Raw genomic sequence first — 17,067 nt, forward strand, 5'->3', positions numbered from 1 at the left:
AAAAGAACATTATTTGCTTGATAAGATAAAAGCTAAAAATCCTCAGACTGAAGAAGTTTGGCTATTTTTCGGAATTCACACTGCCAATGCCGTTAAGGTTGCAAAGAGAAGGAAAAAGGGAAAGAGTACATTTCTATTAGCTGCATAAAATAAAGGAAACGTCAAGAAATTACCCGCTCTATTTAAAATAGGATGGTTATTAAACTGTGTTAATACGTTAGAAAAACGTAGAAAAGATTCATATTAGTTGACATAAATAGTATTATTTTTATAATTCAACAGTTTTTAACCAAAAAATCCACTCAACTTGGAGTGGATTTTTTGAAAATATTTTTTGAAAAAGTAATTTCCAAGGGAAGCCCAAGTAGGCAAAGGTAAACACATAGATCACAAAGAGTTTTTACATAGAAAACAATTAGAAGGGAAATGCGGTTTTCTTCTACATTTACTATGTGTTGATTCTACTGTGCCCTATGTGTTTTTAAGTATAACATCTTTATAAAAAAACCCGTTCACCTCTTTCCAGACGTTTTCCAGTACAGGAATTCCCTGTTGACTGTTTTTGAGTCGGGTGGCTAATACTCGCTCGCTGGGGTAGCTTACGTTGCCTTGCGCTTTGATGGGAACGGAGGTTTTATAGTCTTCAATAATGGCGTCAATGGTCGAAGAAATACTTGAAAAGTTGCTTAGTTTCGACAAATCAAGCGCAATAAAAATCTGAGAAGAAGCCATTTCGGCGGGCTTCTGCGTGATTTCGTGCGTGGCTAGTCCGTTGGCTAAGGTAGCGGCTAAGACATCCAACAAAAACGAAAGTCCCGCGCCCTTCCAAAAACCGACGGGCAGTGACCGCCACGATTCCAAAATCTTATCAGGCTCGTCGGTGAGATTGCCGTCTTTATCGTAACCACCCACCACCGAAAGTTTTTCATTTTTCATTACGGCCAATTCCATTGCACCAAACGAATACTGCGACATAGCCATGTCGAGCACGATGGCTTCGTCGCCGTAAGGGGCGGCAAAAACGAGGGGATTATTGCCTAATTTAGGGTTGGTGGCTCCCCAAGCGGGCATGTTGGCGGTGGTGTTGGTCCAGCCGATGAACGCAAAACCAGCTTTTGCCGCTTGCCAACCGTACGCCCCGCCGCGCATCCAGTGGTTGGTATAAGCCAGCGCAACGCACCCAATTCCGTGTTTTTGGGCCAATTTCATGGCGCGTTCTGTGGCAAAAATAGCGTTAGAAGGACCTGCGCCTAAGTTGCCGTTCCATTGCTCAATACCTCCAAAACGATGCACAATCGTAGGTTTCGCATCGGGGACGATGTAGCCTTTTTGGATGTATTGAACAAAACGAGGGAAACGATTGATACCGTGGGTGTAAATACCATCAACGCTATTTTGGGTAAATACCGTGGCACATTCCTCCGCTCTCTTGTTGGGAAACTGGTGCTGAAGAAGAATCTTTTTCAAGGTTTTCTTCATCTTATCCGCCGAGATAGTGAGGACTTTTGGGGTTGACATAGTGGGTTAAATTTTTGCGGTTTGGGTTTCCTTAAACGTCTAAAATATACTTGCCTTTTTCTCCAATGCGCTGGAGGGTAGCCTCGGTAATGTACTTTTTCTGATCTATTTGCTGCGGTTGTTCTCTCGTGCAGAAATAGCTATGAATACTACGGCGGTCTTGGTTCGTTTGATTGGTAGTGCCGCCGTGCCAAACGTGAGAGTTAAAGATAAACACCGAGCCCGCAGGCGCAATGATACGAATCTCATCGGGGTGTTTATCGTTGGGGTCAGTCATGGCTTCGTCGGGCAAAAGGCTTGATTTGTGCGTTTTCGGGACAATGCGAGTAGAGCCGTTGGAAGGTGTAAAGTCGTCTAACAACCAAATGCTATTACAAACTTTATAAGCGCCTCCAGCAACGGAGTTGCGCCAATCGACGTGAAGTTTTTGGTGTCCCTTGCCAGGCTTGGCCGCTCGGTAGTTCAGCGACGACAACTTGATTTCCTGTCCTAACACCGCTTCAATCCCAGCTAAAACGCGCGGATGCGTATAAAAAACGTCAAATACTTCTCCTTTGTTGACCAAATCAGCGAGACGGTCGGCGCCTTCTTCTTTGGGATGGCGAATGTACTTCGACTCGGCCAATTCGGCCCCCGCATTTTCGCCTTCGGTCTCCATCAACTCGGCGAGGCGGTCATTGACTTGTTTCACTTGCTCAGGCGATAACAGTTGCCCCAAATTGAGATAGCCGTTGGTCTCCAAAAACTCAATTTCTTCCGTAGTAAGCATCATTTTTGGGCGTTAAGAGGTGAATCTAATATAGAATACAAAAGCAAAAATGAGCTAATTTTACTCTAATTTGGTTTGTGAAGGAGGTTGCTTCTACCCCGCCGCTATCGCCGAAAAAGGTCAGGGTATGAGTACCCTGACGCACTGTGGAGCGGGTTCCGCCGTTATCGCCGAAAAAGGTCAGGGTATGAGTACCCTGACGCACGGTGACGCACGCTATTCCTCTTTCTCGCCGCCCATTGGGTTAGGACTATTGATATTGGCGCCGAAAAATATGGCATTAAGAAGCATTTTCTCAGTACCGTACCAAATGCCTCGGAAACTTGGGTTATCGGAGAAAAGAATGACGCGTCCGCTGCCTTCAGGAGCTACAACAACGGCGGCGGAACTGCTGATTTTTTTCAACGATTGAGGATGTACATAGCCCGTCAAATAGGGTTTGTCGGAATATTGAACAACCGTATTGTAAGGACTCGCTGAGGGTTCTAAAAAGGTATTATTGTTGCGGTAAAGGGCAATTTTGCGGTTTTTATACCCAAAACCAATGGGATGTGTTATGTCCAAATCAGCTTCAAAAATAGTTCCTCCCGTATTTTTTGAGCCTTCAGTCGCAGCGGCATCTTCGTAGTTGATGCGACCTCGTTTGGCAAGGGCGGCGGAGTCAGCTTTGCTGTTTACCCGTAGTTTTTCTTTGACAATGTCACTCCTAATCGCCCACTCGGTAGCTGTTTTGAGCGTAATGAGCGTGCCGCCGTTGGCTACCCACTGCTTGATTTTAGGCGCAAGAGCACGGTCATATTGTCCTGAAACCAGCACAATGACGTTGTACTTACTGAGGTTTAGCCGTGGAAGCGTACCGACGTCCACTTTCGTAATGGGCATCCCAACGTGTGTATCGAGCCAATACCATACTTCACCCACTTCGTTGCCGTTTACGCCCTGTCCAACGGCGATAAGTGCTTCGGGTTTTGAGACTTTTTGGAAAGTGTTACTCCCCAAATCGACCCCCATTTGGCTGTAACCCGTCGGTACACCTACGAACGAAACGCCTGCTTCCTGTCCTGCGGCTTTTACCGCTTCATAAAGCGCATCGGGCGAAATACCCTGCTGGGTTTCTACGGGAATCATCAGCGCTCCGTGTGAATAGCTCTTGTCGCCAATCTTAAACGATTTGGTAGCTACTTTTACCGAAATTCCTTGGCTGATAAGGCGATACAGTGCCTTGGTGGCCATAAAGTCGGAGTAGTCGAGCAGGTAGGCGTACGGTGATTTAGTAGGAGCAATGACCGTGCTTTTTACAAATTCATCTCCAATGCGAGCCCCTTTAGTAAGTGGTGTACGTACTTCTCCTTGGGCCAATCCAAACGCCAACGGCAAATTCCACGCAGATGCGTCATAAAAAAGGCTGTCGGCAAATTTGGTTGGTTTTTCAAACACACTTTGCACGAGGCGGTATTGGGGTTGAGCCGTAGGAACAAAGAGAGCTTTCCCTTTTTCATACACCTTTCCATCAATGGTAAAGTTGTCAGTAAGCTGGTAACATTCGATGCGGTGATGCAACAGCGTTTGCGTAAAACGTCGCAGGCGCGTTGCGTCCACACTTTCACCTACTACGTAGCCTTTGATGGGATTTTTATTGCCTTCTGAAATGGCGGAAGCAAAAAACTCGCGTTGGAATTTGAGTAAATTTTGGCGTTCGTCCACCGAAGCTTGGCAGGTAGCCAAGGCACATACGAGTTGGTTACGTACCGTAAACGCGAAGGTAACGGGGCCGTTGGGGCTGTCTTGCACAAACCCCCGCGAACTTGCTTGTTCAAACAATAATCCAAGTCCTCCTTGGATGTCGGGGTAGCTAGAGCCATAGCCAGGGTACAAGTTATCAAATGACTCTTTGGTATAGTAAAACGATCCAATGGCGTTCAACGCTTTTTCGTAGTACTTCGCAAATTTTCCGTTGAGGGTTTTATAAACGTACTGCGGCACGAGCGGGTTTTCGGCGTTTTCTTTGGTAGGTTCAAAGAAAAAGGTCGATCCTGTGCCCATTTCGTGGTGGTCCGTAACGACGTTAGGCAGCCACTGGTGGTAAAACTTTAAGCGATTCTGACTTTCGACGTGGACGGCCAAGTACCAGTCGCGGTTGAGGTCAAACCAGTAGTGGTTGGTGCGGCCGCCTGGCCATACTTCGAGGTGTTCGCGGTCGTTGTTGTCCGACACCAAAGGCGTACCGCGATGTTGGTTGACCCAACTCACAAAACGGTCGCGACCGTCGGGGTTGAGCACGGGTTCAATTAAAACTACCGATTCGTCCAACATCTTTCTGGCATCTTCGTCTTCGCAAGCGGCGAAATAATACGCCGCCAAAATCATGGCTTCTCCTCCCGAGGTTTCGTTGCCATGTACGTTGGCGCCAAGCTGCACAAAAACGGGCATTTTGGCCACGTCAGGCAGGGGAGCGTTGGGGTCGGTGAGTTTTAGGTGCTCGTTTTGTAATTCGGGTAACTTGGCCATGTTGGCGGGCGACGAGAAAAATACCACCAAATGAGGTCGCTTTTCGTAGGTTTCTCCAATGACTTTCACCTGCACACGCTCCGACAAACGGTCGAGTTCGTACATATAAGCCACCAAGCGGTCGTAGCGGGTTTGGTAATCGCCAATCGCGTGTCCCAAAAACTGTTCGGGGGTGGGTATCGAAGGATTAAATTTTTTGTTGGGAAAAAAGTAACCGTTTTGGGCATGAAGGCACAGGGTCACGCCCATAAAAAAGGCAAGCAAAAGTTGTCTCATACGAGTAAGTAAATGGTTTGAAGTGAAGTTAGAAGGGCAATAGACAAATATACGTATTTCAGGTTATTGAAAACTTTTTTAAATAAAACTGATAAAACAGTTGTATAACTGAAAAATCAGGTGCAAGTTTGAGCCATGGAAGAACTAACACGCACAGAAGAGCGCATCATGCAAATCATTTGGGATTTGGAACGATGCTTTGTCAAAGACATTATTGAGCGACTCGACGACGAGCCTAAGCCACCTTACAACACGATTTCTTCGGTCGTTCGTATTTTGGAAAAAAAAGGATTTGTTGGGTTCAAAGCCTACGGAAAGACGTACGAATATTTTCCTATTATCCCCAAAGAGTCGTACGGAAAACAAACCTTTCACAAGGTATTGGCCAATTATTTTGACAACTCACCCGCCAGTTTGTTGTCGTTTATGGTCAATGACAAAACGTTGGATGCGGCTGAAATTGAACGACTTCGCCAATTTATAAACAACCAGTAAGATGCTACTCTTGCTCTATTTGCTCAAAGTGTCGGCCTGTTTGGGGCTGTTTTATGGGTTGTACTATTTTCTACTCCGACGGTTTACTTTTCATCGCCTCAATCGGATTTACCTGCTGCTGACTTTAGGGTTGAGCTTTATGATTCCGTGGGTAGAAATAGAGCAAAAGCGAATCGTAGAGGTCGTTCCCGTAGCGCAAGAATCTGTCACTTCACCACAAAGTGAGGTTTTTGAGCAAAGCGCCCAGTCGTTGGATGGAGAATCTAGTCAGCTGATTAACAGTAAATTAAGAGAGGTGGAGTCTATCCCTGAAAAGAAGGATTGGTTAGTGATGCTGACGTGGGAACAAGGGAGTATAGGGGGGTACGTTATGGGTCTTTTGGTATCCTTGTTGGCATTAGCACGACGACTTTGGGAGATAGTACGTTTGAGCAGAAAACGACAAAACGCCTCCCACAAAGACTGGGTAGAAGTGTCGGAATCATTTACGGCGGCCTCGTTTTTCGGGATTATTTTTATGAATTCAGAAGCATTGAGCGACGATGAAGCCCAACAAGTGTTGTTGCATGAGCAAACCCATGCTCGGCTATTTCATTCAGTAGATGTGCTGCTGATTGAGCTCTGTAAAGTGATTTTATGGTTCAATCCCGTTGTGTATTTTTATAAAAAATCACTTGCCGAAGTTCATGAATATGAGGTAGATGAACAGTTGGTAAGCTACGTTGGTGCCAAAACCTACGCTCATTTGATTTTGAAATTGGCGACCCAATCTTCGCATCCGCTAGTGCATTCATTTGGAAAACATCCTGTCACAAATCGTATTCACTTTTTATTTCAAAAACCAACTTCTGCCATGAAAAAACTATTGTATGCTTTTGGATTACCGCTGGGAGTAGCGGGAGTTTTGGCCTTTGCGCCGCGTAAAGAAGTGCTCGTGTACAACGAAAAGCCTGAAGCGCCTAAAAAGGTAAAAGAAATGTCTGTGAAAGCATACCCGTTGAGGGTGCATGACAAGAATTTAGCTACGGAACGGACTGAAGCGATGAAGAAGCAAGAACGTTTAACGCCTTTTGCTCCTGAAGAAACGGCTCAAAAAGAAACGCTTCCTGATGAAAATTCATTTGAAGAATTTAACAAGATTGTGCAAGAGATGCGCTCAAAGGATATGTTCTTCAAACGGGCTGAGATTACATCAAAAGCAGATGGGCCAAAAGAAATGTTGGTTTTTGCTCGAGGTGGTGAGGGCACAGCAGCAACAGGTTTGGTAGTGGGAATGGGCAAATTCCCGATTTATTATTTGGATGGTATAAAGGTGCAAGAGGATGTGGTAAAGTCGCTGAAGCCATCTCACATAAAAAAAGTAGATATACTTGAGCCTGAGTATAATAGATATTCTGCGTTTGTAAAGAAACACAAACTAGAGGTGAAAAATGAAAAAATTGTGTGGATAGAGAGAAAAGCGTTTGATTTCAAAAAAGTTCCAGCTCCCAAGCTTGATAAGAAATTATCGCTTCGCTCAGGAGGGCCTGCAGATACCATACGTACTTTTTTACCAGCAAATGAATTGGGCGAAAATCCGTTAGTTTTTATCAATGGAGAAGAATTTCCAGCAAGTGTCCTGACGCGCGTTGATCCAAGTAAATTTGGGATGACTTACATAGTAAAACCTAATGACTCTAAAGCCATTTTAAAATACGGAATTCGGGCAGTGGACGGAGTGGTGGATATAAAGACGATTGATGATTGCTTTTTCAAAACGGAACAAGAACGAATGTTGGCTGTAGAAAACATAAGAAAAATATTGAATAGGACGAATAAACGATTGAGCAAGCGTTTTCTTAAAAACAATGAGGGCAATGAGGTGATGATGATTGTCGTGCGAGGGTTTGTGTATAATCAACCATTTTTTTCGGGTTTTGAAAAAAATGCTAGGCTGATTTATATGTTGGACGGCAGACCCGTGCAGGAGGAAGAAATCAATCGTTACGAAGGTAAATTTTACTCAGCGGTTTCGTGGAAAAAAAGTGACCGTAAATCCAAATTTGAAGAACAATACGCGACGCTTATTGAAGGATACGACGGGGGAATTGCACTAAAAACTACCCGCTAAAAATTACTTTTAAGGGCAAAATAGGCCAAAATGAGCGTTTTTTCCTACATTTGGGTAAGTTACACTTTTTCTTAACCCAAACTATGAAAAAAACGCTCTACACCGCAGTGCTTTTGGTGGGATTAGGCATCGTTAGTTTTGCCCAATCCAAAAAAGCGCCCAAGCTCACCCCCGAACAGGCTCGCCTCGAAAAACTCAAACAAGAAGCCGTCTCAGGCGTTGAAAAACGTGCTGAATTGGGACAACAAATCAACGACATGCTGTTTAGCTTCTCTGAATTAGGGTTTCAAGAGGTCGAAAGTGCGCGTTATTTGACCGAACTGCTTCAAAAAAATGGATTTACTATCGAGCGGGGTATTGCCAATATGCCTACGGCTTGGCTGGCAAAATGGGGCAGTGGTAAGCCCATTATCGCGATTGGCTCGGACGTTGACTGCATTCCCAAAGCCTCCCAAAAACCTGGGGTAGCTTATCAAGATCCCATCGTGGTAGGAGCACCAGGCCACGGTGAAGGGCACAACTCGGGGCAGGCACTCAATATAATTTCGGCGTTGGCCGTGAAAGAAATCATGGAACGTGAGAAAATCCCAGGCACGTTGGTGTTGTGGCCTGGCGTAGCCGAAGAATTGGTAGGAGCGAAGGCATTTTATGTGCGTGATGGGTATTTCAAAGATGTGGATGCCTGCATTTTTACGCACGTAGCTAACAATTTGGGCGTTTCTTACGGCGATGCAGGCAACAACGGTTTGGTGTCGGTTCGTTTCAATTTTGAAGGGGCGGCTGCCCATGCTGCGGGTGCACCGTGGCGCGGTCGTAGCGCCTTGGATGCGGTCGAATTGATGAACGTAGGTTGGAACTTTCGTCGTGAGCACTTGGAAGTAACGCAGCGCTCGCATTATGTCATTCCAGATGGGGGCGATCAGCCCAACGTTGTGCCATCTAAAGCGGCGGTTTGGTATTATTTCCGCGAGCGTTCTTATCCTAAAATCAAAAAACTGTTTGACATCGGCGTGAAAATCGCGGAAGGTGCGGCTTTGATGACTGATACGAAGTTTACCTACGAAATTTTGGGGTCGGCTTGGCCTGGGCACTTCAATAAGCCAATTGCGGAAGCGATGTACCAAAACATCAAAAAAGTAGGATTACCTACGTGGTCGGAAGAAGATCAAATGTTGGCAAAAGCATCCCAAAAAGAACTTGAAGCGCCGAAAATTTCAGGATTGGCCACAAAACTCGACACGTTAAGTTTGCCTGCGGATTCACCCACGCGCATGATGGGTGGACAGGCCATGTCGGTAGGTGGTGGCTCCGACGACATTGCGGATATTTCGTGGTCGTTGCCAACCATTGTGCTGCGCTACCCTTCCAACATTCCTGGCTTGCCAGGTCACCACTGGTCGAACGCTATTTCAATGGCGACGCCGATTGCGCACAAAGGCGTGGTGTACGGAGCCAAAGCCGAAGCGATGACCTTGATTGATATGTTGCTGAAACCCGAAATTATTAAAGAAGCATGGGAGTATTATCGCAACGAGCAAACCAAAGATCAGAAGTATGAGCCGTTGATTTCGCCCAAAGAAGTACCTGCGGTGTATTTGAATCGCAACATCATGGAGAAATTCAAACCTGAGTTGTCGAAGTATTATTATGACCCTACCAAGTACAAGACGTATTTGGAACAATTAGGCATCAAATACCCTACTTTGCGCGACGATCAGAAGGAAGATTTGAAAAAAATGAAAGAAAGTGAAAAATAATTGAAAACGATTCCAACCTTTTCCTCAGTAGGTGCGTCTTTAGGGTGGTAGCTACCTATTAACGCTGACATTCCCGTTTGAATATAAAGACATCTATTGGGGTAAACAATAGAAATTAGTGAAAAAGAGCGTGACCTATGGCCACGCTCTTTTTGCTTTACAGCAAGTACATTCCGTCGTCTTTTAGCTCAATTTTACGTTCTTTGAGCAATCCACCCACGGCTTTTTTGAAGTCTTTTTTCGACATTCCGAAGGTTTTATAAATCAATTCGGGGGCTGATTTGTCCGTAAAAGGCAAAAATCCTTGGGCTTCTTGGAGTTGGGTGTAGAGGTCACTTTTACTACCTTCAATGCGGTTGTATGACTGCTCTAACAGTGCCAAATCAATCTTTTGATCTTCCCTGATTTTCTTGATGTACCCTACCGTAGGCTTTCCTAATTCGATGTTTTTGAAAACCTCGTCGCGGTACAAAACCCCCAGATGCCGCTGGTTGATAAGGGCTTTGATACCCATGTCGGTGTATTCGTAGGGCAAAAGATCGACTTGCATCCCTTCCGACAGTTCCGAAATATCTTCTTCCAAAAAACGTTCAATTTTAGCCGAACCCACAATACGGTCGGTTTTGGTATCGAGGTGGATAAAAATCAAGAAACTTTTACCCACGAGCATGTTATCCCGTTGTTGTTTGAACGGAATAAAAAGGTCTTTAGGAAGTCCCCAATCCATAAAAACGCCCAACGAAGTGACCATTGTAACCGTCAAATACACAAACTCGCCTACCGTTCCGTAGGGCTCAAGTGTAGTACCAATGGCACGGTCTTCGGAGTCACGATAGATAAAGACATCCAAAAAATCCCCGATTTGTATATCGGCTGGAACGTACTGTTTGGGAACCAAAATCTCGTCTTCGTAGCCATCGAGATAAATTCCAAAATCCAGCTGCTTAATAACCTTCAAGCGGTTATACTGTCCCATTCGCAAACGACGATTTCCCATAGTTATATTTACTTTTTTCTAGTTTCTGTTATCATTTCGAGGAATCTAAGGCTATAGACCCCTCCTAGTGTCGGGGTGACAATACGTCCTCGTCGGGTTGTGAGCAACCCTCCCCACGAGAGTAACCCTCCCCACATTCGACATTCTACCTTCTGCACTCGACATTCGCAGCGCTCGTCGGGTTGTGAGCAACCCTCTTCACAAGAGCAACCCTCCCCACATTAGCAACCCTTCCCACGAGAGCAATTCTCCCCACATTCGACATTGCTCGGGCGACCCCGTCTGCACTCGACCCTCGACACTCCCTATTACAGTTCTTCGATTTTCAAAATAAGATTCGGATTGGGACAAAGTTGCAAAAACTTTTCTCGTTCTGCCAATGAACATACGCCAGGAAAGTCGCCTTTGAGGCCAAGCGTAGCTGTCATTAGCTGAAAATGAAGGTGAGGCGGCCAGTCGCCGTTGATAGGATAATTGCCAAAACTGGCAAAACGTTCCCCTTCTTCAATGACCTTGCCTTCATACAGCCCTCGCAGCGACTCTTCGCTGAGGTGGCCGTACAACGAATAGAAAGTCGTTCCTTCAAGTTGGTGTTCCAAAATAATTGTTGGGCCATAGTCACCAAAGTTATCATTATTGGCAAAACTATGCACCTTGCCGTCGAGTGGAGCAAAAACGGGTGTACCAGCCGAGGCCCAAATGTCAATGCCCAAGTGAATACAACGCGGTTCGTCGGTTTGTTGGAAATGCGCACTGCGGCGGTAAATCGTGCGGTGCTCGTTGTACCCACCTATGCCTACCACCACTTTGGCTTGTTGCAGCTTTCCAAAAACATAGTCAGAGAAGGCTTCACTGTTTTGTAAATCGATGGTGGCTAGGTCGGGATTGTTGTCCGTAAAATCAAGCACAAGGTAATTGCCTTTCGACCACTGAAAAGGAACCACAGGTGCAAAGTCATGACGAAGAAGTAGTTGCTCAATCAAAACAAGTTAAAATTACGATGGTTGACAAAAAGAATTGACACAACAAAAGTAGTAATAACCCCTCGACATCCTTATACAGTTTTAAACCTTTATATCCATAACACAGATGAAAAAAACGGTTAGTCTTGTCGCACTACTCTTTTTGGCGACGGCTGGGTTTGCCCAAAAAGCAAAAACAGGAAAATGGATTTCACTTTTTGACGGAAAATCATTGGCAGGCTGGAAAGTAGGCGAAAACGCGGCTTCATTCAAAGTTGAAGACGGCGCTATTGTGGTCAATGGCCCACGCGGTCACTTGTTTTACGACGGCGAAATCAACGGCCACGACTTCAAAAATTTTGAATACAAAGCCCAAGTAATGACCTTCCCAAGTGCCAATTCTGGTATGTATATTCACACCAAATACCAAGAAAAAGGCTGGCCTTCCAAAGGATACGAAATTCAAGTAAATAATTCCCATTCTGACTGGCGCCGCACGGGAAGTGTGTATGGAATTCAAGATTTGAAAGATGTATTTGTCAACGATAACGAATGGTACACTGAGCACATCATCGTCGAAGGCAAGCGTATTCGGGTCAAAATCAACGACAAGACGGTGATGGATTATACCGAACCCGATGAAGTAGGTCAGAAAATCGAAGAAGGGCGTAAAATCAGCAGTGGTACCTTTGCGCTCCAAGCCCACGACCCCAAAAGCAAAGTGATGTACAAAGACATCATGGTAAAGATACTGCCAGATTAATTTTTGATTGGTTAAATTTTCTTAAATCCTTTTTGAAAACGCATTGAGCAGAAACTTATGCTAACTTTGCGGTGTGAAAAAGTGGTTATTCATCATCGTTTGTAGCATTTGGTCGGCAGTAAGCTACGGCCAAATTCGTATGCCAGGAAATGGGTCGTTTGGCGGCGGCGGAGGAGGTGGCTTAGGTCAAGGTGGACAAGTCAAACTCGACGATTCGACCAAAATGATTTATGGGCCGCATACGTCGCGCTATTTTTTGGAAGAAGATGTCTTCAACAACCGCAAGACGCTCTATGCCATAGATACGTCTTATGACGGTTTTCATCGCTATAATTTCGTCCAGCGGGCCGATTTTCAGCTGGTCGATTTGGGAAATTTGGGAACGGCTTCTCGTTCCCTCTTTTACCGTCCTGTGGAGCAGATTGGGACGCAGTTTGGCTATGACGCTTATACTCCGTACGCGTATGCCATTCAGGATGTAAAATACTACGATACCAAATCGCCTTACACCAATCTGTATTTAGCACTGGGTGGTTTAGGGCAAAATATCGCCCGTTTTGACCATAGCCAAAACATTACGCCTCGCCTCAATTTGGGCATCAACGCCCAGCGTTTTACAACCAACAAGTACTTCGGCACCAGTGGGACCAGTGATTCCCAAAACAACTTGACGCAAAACTGGGCCTTTGTTTTTCACGGAAATTATCGTTCCAAAGATGAGAAATATCTGCTAATGGGGCAGTTTAACCACCTGAATCACAGCGCATACGAGCAAGGTGGGATGTCGTCGGATACACTGAATTTTCGGTCAGATGGGACGATAGAATACAACAACCCTTCGGCAATTCTAAAAACGGCTCAATCGTGGGAACGCCGTAACAATTGGCATATTTACCAGCAATACGTATTGGCGCAAGGTTTTCAGGTATATCATGTGTTTGATTATAAAAGAACGATAGATCAGTACGTTGATACTGACCTGTCACAAGCTCAAGCCAATAATTTTTACCCTAATTATTACTATAGCAATACAAATACGCTTCAAAAGGTGCGGTTTAGGTTGTTTGAAAATAAGTTTGGTATCAAGGGGCGCTACCAAGGGTTTAACTATCGGGCGCACTATCGTCAACGAATTTTGTCGATGAATGGCACGTACAACTTGTCGGATTCTACGAACGCAACGTACAAGTTGAATCGCTTTGAAAACTTTGTAGGGCTTTGGTTAGCGTATTACCTCAAAGACAGTACACAGCGCGCTACGGCCGAATTTGAGTATTCGTTGGGGCGGGATTTTAAAATAAAAGGTGAGATTGTCAGTAAGTGGTTTACGGCGGGGTATTATTCGGTGCTTTCATCGCCGACGATGCTTCAATTGATGTACACCAGTAATCACCTAAAGTGGGAAAATACGTCGAGATTAGTCAATTCTAATAACATTTATGGCCAACTTAATCTAGCGGCCAAAAAAGTGCATTTCAGCCCACGCCTTGATTATCATTTAATTAGCAATTATATTTATTATGATACGGCGGCGGTGGCACGACAATTTACGTCTCCCTTTAGTGTAATAAAGGTTGGGGCATTGACGCAATGGAAACCAGGGAAATTTCAGTTTTTGAGTCAAACTTACTATACACTTGTGTCGAACGACAACGTACTGCGGATTCCCCGCTTCATGGCCAACTTTAGAGCTACTTTTGACTTCGTTTATTATAAAGTATTATTCTTGCAATTAGGGGCGGAAATTCACTATAAATCAACGTATTATGCGGATACATACATGCCGCTAACGCAACAATTCCATCTTCAAAACTCAACAAAAGCGGAAGGTGTGGTTTACACTGAATTTTTTGTGAATGCCCGTATCAATCGTGTGCGTTTATTTCTCAAAATGGCCAACGCGGGTCAAGGCTTTCAAGGGCCTTTTAACCGTGGTTATTTCTCTACTCCGCTTTATCCCGTTGTGGGGCGCTCTTTGGGCTTTGGTCTCAATTGGCCGCTATTTGACTAATAGTTCGTCTATAATTTACCCCCATTTAGTCGTCCAGACCTTGCATTTGGTCGTTTTTCTCTGAATACTAACAGAGAGTCAGCAACATTTGTACTTGAATTATTGTCTAATACATAGACAGACCTTTTATAAATACAACAATGAAGAGAATATTTTACATTCTAACAGCCGTTTTAGGTATGAATTACGCCGCTTCTGCTCAGTTCCCAGGAGGAGGAGGCTTTGGCGGTGGAGGTATGGGAAGAGGAGGAGATCGCAACGGTTCAATGGGAGGAATGAATCAGCAACAGAAAGCGTTGCCTGATCTTCCTAAAGGGAACGGTCGTATCTCAGGAATTGTGGTTGACTCAGTATCAGGCAAGCCAGTGGAATATGCTACTGTGGCCATTTTTGATGTAAAGTCAGGAAAGCCTGTTGATGGAACAGTAACGGACGTGAAAGGAGCATTTTTGTTAAAGAGTGTGCCCGATGGTGATTTTAAATTTGTGGTAAGTTTTATCGGTTACAAAAACACCGAAGTTGCTAAATTGACCATTGGTAAAGGCCAAAAAGAGCAAAACTTAGGCAATGTAAGCCTTCCACCAGATGTACTTACGCTGACCGAAGTAACGGTAAAAGGTGAAAAAGCCCTTATCGAAGACAAAGTGGATCGCTTGGTCTATAATGCCGAAAAAGACATTTCAAACGCGGGTGGTGATGCGGGAGACGTACTTCGTAAAGTGCCGATGCTTTCGGTGGACTTGGACGGAAACGTGTCGATGCGTGGAAGCCAAAACATTCGCGTTCTTATCAATGGCAAGCCTTCGACCATCGTTGCCAACAGCGTAGCAGATGCGTTGAAAATGATTCCTTCTGACCAAATCAAAACGATTGAAGTAATCACGTCGCCTTCAGCAAAATACGACGCGGAAGGTTCGGCAGGTATTATCAATATCATTACCAAGAAAAATAACCTTCAAGGAATCACAGGGTCGGTTGATATAGCAGGTGGTAACCGTTCAAGCAACTTGTTTGGAAACATCAACTTGCGGACCAAGAAATTGGGGGTTGGCCTCAATGCAGGTGGACGTATGATGTACCCGCCAACGGGTGGTTATATCGACATCAGCCGCCAACTTGCCAACGGTGAAACACTTCGTACACGTCAAGAAAATAACGGACAACAGTTGGGTGGTTTTGGAAACGTTCAGTTGAGCTTAGACTACTCGATTGACGCTAAAAATAGCCTTACGTTTAGTGCCCGCAATAGCCGCCGTGCGTTTAACCTTGATAACACTCAGCAGTCGTATAGCTTCATTAATAGCGTAAAAACGCCAACGTTTGGTAACGAAATTAATACCAAAAACTTGGGAAACAACTTAGACCTCAACTTGGACTATACCCGCAAGTTTGAGAAAGAAGGAAAAGAGTTTAGTGTTTTGGCACAGTTTAGCCAAAATGCAGGTGACAATAGCTACACGCGTGACCTTTACCAAGGATTGTCAGTAGGAGAAATCACTTACCGCGAAAGCAACCCCAACAAAAGCAAGACGCAAGAACGCACGGTACAAATTGACTACCAAGACCCGTTGAGCCAATACGTACAAATCGAAACAGGGGCTAAAATGATTTTGCGCCACATCGAAAGTGATTTCCGTTTCAACTACGACAGCACAGGAACAGGTATATTGAAAGCCAATCCGCTTCGTACCAACGTATTTAGCTACGACCAAAATGTGTATTCAGGTTATTTGTCTTTCTTGTTTCAAACAAAAAATAAATGGGGCTTCAAACCTGGTCTTCGTTACGAATACACGCAATTGGCTGCTAAGTACCAAGATGCTCCCGAAACAAACTTGCCTGATTTTGGCTCATTGATTCCAAGCTTGACGATATCGAAAAGCTTGAGAGGTGGAAAAACAATCCGTTTTAGCTACAACCGTCGTATTCAGCGTCCTTCGATTCAGTTCTTGAATCCTAACGTTTCACAAAGTGATCCATTCAATATCTCGTTTGGTAACCCGAACTTGAATCCTGAATACACTAACAACTTTGAAGTAAACTTGAGTACGTTCTTCAAAACAACGACCTTGAACTTCTCGGCTTATACCCGTATGACCGACAATTCAATTGAGACTGTTCGTTATCGCGGTGGCCAAGAGTTGTTCAACCAACTGACCTTAGCACAAGGGGTAAATACTGGAACGGTCGTCGTTGGTAATAATACTCTATTAACGACTTTCCAAAACATCGGAAGCAACCGTGCGTATGGACTTAACGTTTTTGCGATGGTAAAACCAGCCCGTGGATTGACCATCAATGGTAACTTCGATGTGCGTTATATCATGTTGAACAGCCCTGCGTTGGGTATCAGTAACCAAAACTGGACATTTAACCTTTTTGGGCAAGTGCAATACCAATTGGGTAAAGACTGGAGCGCTCAGTTGTTCGGATTTGGCCGTGCGCGTGAAATTCAGTTGCAAGGAACGCAAGGTGGATTTATGGGATATAGCTTCAACATCTTGAAAGAATTTAAAAAGAAACAAGCAAGCCTTGGCTTTGGAGCTGAGAACTTCTTGCAAAATGCCTTCAAACAGCGTACTAATTTAAGCAGCAGCACACCGGGTAACGTATTTACTCAGGAGCAAGTTAACTACATGTACAACCGTGGTTTCCGTATCACGTTCCGCAAGCGTTTTGGTAAGATGTCATTTGATGGCAACTTCTTCCAACGTAAGAAAAGCGTAAACAACGACGACTCGAAACAAGGCGGTGATAACTCCAACGATGGCGGTGGCCAAGGTGGTGGAGGCGGCATGGGTGGACGCCGTGGTGGTTAGGACAGCTTTTTGATTATATCCATATCGTTAGAAAAAAGCCCCTACCGAGCAATCGGAGGGGCTTTTGCTTGTGATAGAGGAG

At 44.8% G+C, this 17,067-nt stretch carries 11 protein-coding genes; 6 read left to right on the forward strand and 5 right to left on the reverse strand.

The annotated features are described in order from the left end of the window. Positions 1-471: 471 nt before the first annotated feature. The 3 genes from yiaK to K339_RS0126150 form a co-directional block, all read right to left on the reverse strand. Complete coding sequence (gene yiaK, locus K339_RS34875) at positions 472-1,518, reverse strand: 3-dehydro-L-gulonate 2-dehydrogenase (RefSeq protein ID WP_051398266.1); 1,047 nt, start codon at positions 1,516-1,518, stop codon at positions 472-474. A 31-nt stretch (positions 1,519-1,549) separates the two neighbouring features. Then, complete coding sequence (locus tag K339_RS0126145; protein ID WP_028526245.1) at positions 1,550-2,287, reverse strand: phytanoyl-CoA dioxygenase family protein; 738 nt, start codon at positions 2,285-2,287, stop codon at positions 1,550-1,552. A 216-nt stretch (positions 2,288-2,503) separates the two neighbouring features. Beyond that, entirely contained in the window at positions 2,504-5,071 is a 2,568-nt protein-coding gene (locus K339_RS0126150) for a M14 family zinc carboxypeptidase (protein WP_028526246.1), read from the reverse strand. A 135-nt stretch (positions 5,072-5,206) separates the two neighbouring features. Between K339_RS0126150 and K339_RS0126155 the strand changes: the two genes are divergently transcribed. The 3 genes from K339_RS0126155 to K339_RS0126165 all read left to right on the forward strand — a co-directional run bounded on the left by K339_RS0126155 (position 5,207) and on the right by K339_RS0126165 (position 9,433). Further along, the gene (locus tag K339_RS0126155; protein WP_028526247.1) at positions 5,207-5,566 is read left to right on the forward strand and encodes a BlaI/MecI/CopY family transcriptional regulator; all 360 of its coding nucleotides are present in this window, start codon (positions 5,207-5,209) and stop codon (positions 5,564-5,566) included. A gap of 1 nt (position 5,567) precedes the next feature. Continuing rightward, on the forward strand, positions 5,568-7,676 hold the full coding sequence (locus K339_RS0126160; protein ID WP_028526248.1) for a M56 family metallopeptidase: 2,109 nt from the start codon (positions 5,568-5,570) through the stop codon (positions 7,674-7,676). Positions 7,677-7,759: 83 nt separating this feature from the next. After that, on the forward strand, positions 7,760-9,433 hold the full coding sequence (locus tag K339_RS0126165; RefSeq protein WP_028526249.1) for an amidohydrolase: 1,674 nt from the start codon (positions 7,760-7,762) through the stop codon (positions 9,431-9,433). Between the two features lie 157 nt (positions 9,434-9,590). Here K339_RS0126165 and K339_RS0126170 read toward each other — a convergent pair whose 3' ends face one another. Both K339_RS0126170 and K339_RS0126175 read right to left on the reverse strand, forming a co-directional pair. Then, complete coding sequence (locus K339_RS0126170; protein WP_037301974.1) at positions 9,591-10,430, reverse strand: CvfB family protein; 840 nt, start codon at positions 10,428-10,430, stop codon at positions 9,591-9,593. A 308-nt stretch (positions 10,431-10,738) separates the two neighbouring features. Continuing rightward, positions 10,739-11,413 (reverse strand): peptidoglycan DD-metalloendopeptidase family protein, encoded by a 675-nt coding sequence (locus K339_RS0126175; protein WP_051398267.1) that lies wholly within the window; start codon positions 11,411-11,413, stop codon positions 10,739-10,741. A gap of 106 nt (positions 11,414-11,519) precedes the next feature. Here K339_RS0126175 and K339_RS0126180 point away from each other — a divergent pair, with 106 nt between their 5' ends. From K339_RS0126180 to K339_RS34880, 3 genes are all read left to right on the forward strand, one after another. Then, the gene (locus K339_RS0126180; RefSeq protein ID WP_028526252.1) at positions 11,520-12,155 is read left to right on the forward strand and encodes a 3-keto-disaccharide hydrolase; all 636 of its coding nucleotides are present in this window, start codon (positions 11,520-11,522) and stop codon (positions 12,153-12,155) included. 73 nt (positions 12,156-12,228) lie between these two features. Continuing rightward, positions 12,229-14,166 carry a putative porin gene (locus tag K339_RS0126185; RefSeq protein WP_028526253.1) on the forward strand — a complete coding sequence of 646 codons (1,938 nt, stop codon included), beginning with the start codon at positions 12,229-12,231 and terminating at the stop codon, positions 14,164-14,166. Positions 14,167-14,306: 140 nt separating this feature from the next. Then, on the forward strand, positions 14,307-16,985 hold the full coding sequence (locus K339_RS34880; RefSeq protein WP_037301976.1) for a TonB-dependent receptor: 2,679 nt from the start codon (positions 14,307-14,309) through the stop codon (positions 16,983-16,985). The last annotated feature ends 82 nt before the right edge of the window (positions 16,986-17,067 follow it).

The organism is Runella limosa DSM 17973, assembly GCF_000482465.1.
GTDB lineage: Bacteria > Bacteroidota > Bacteroidia > Cytophagales > Spirosomataceae > Runella > Runella limosa.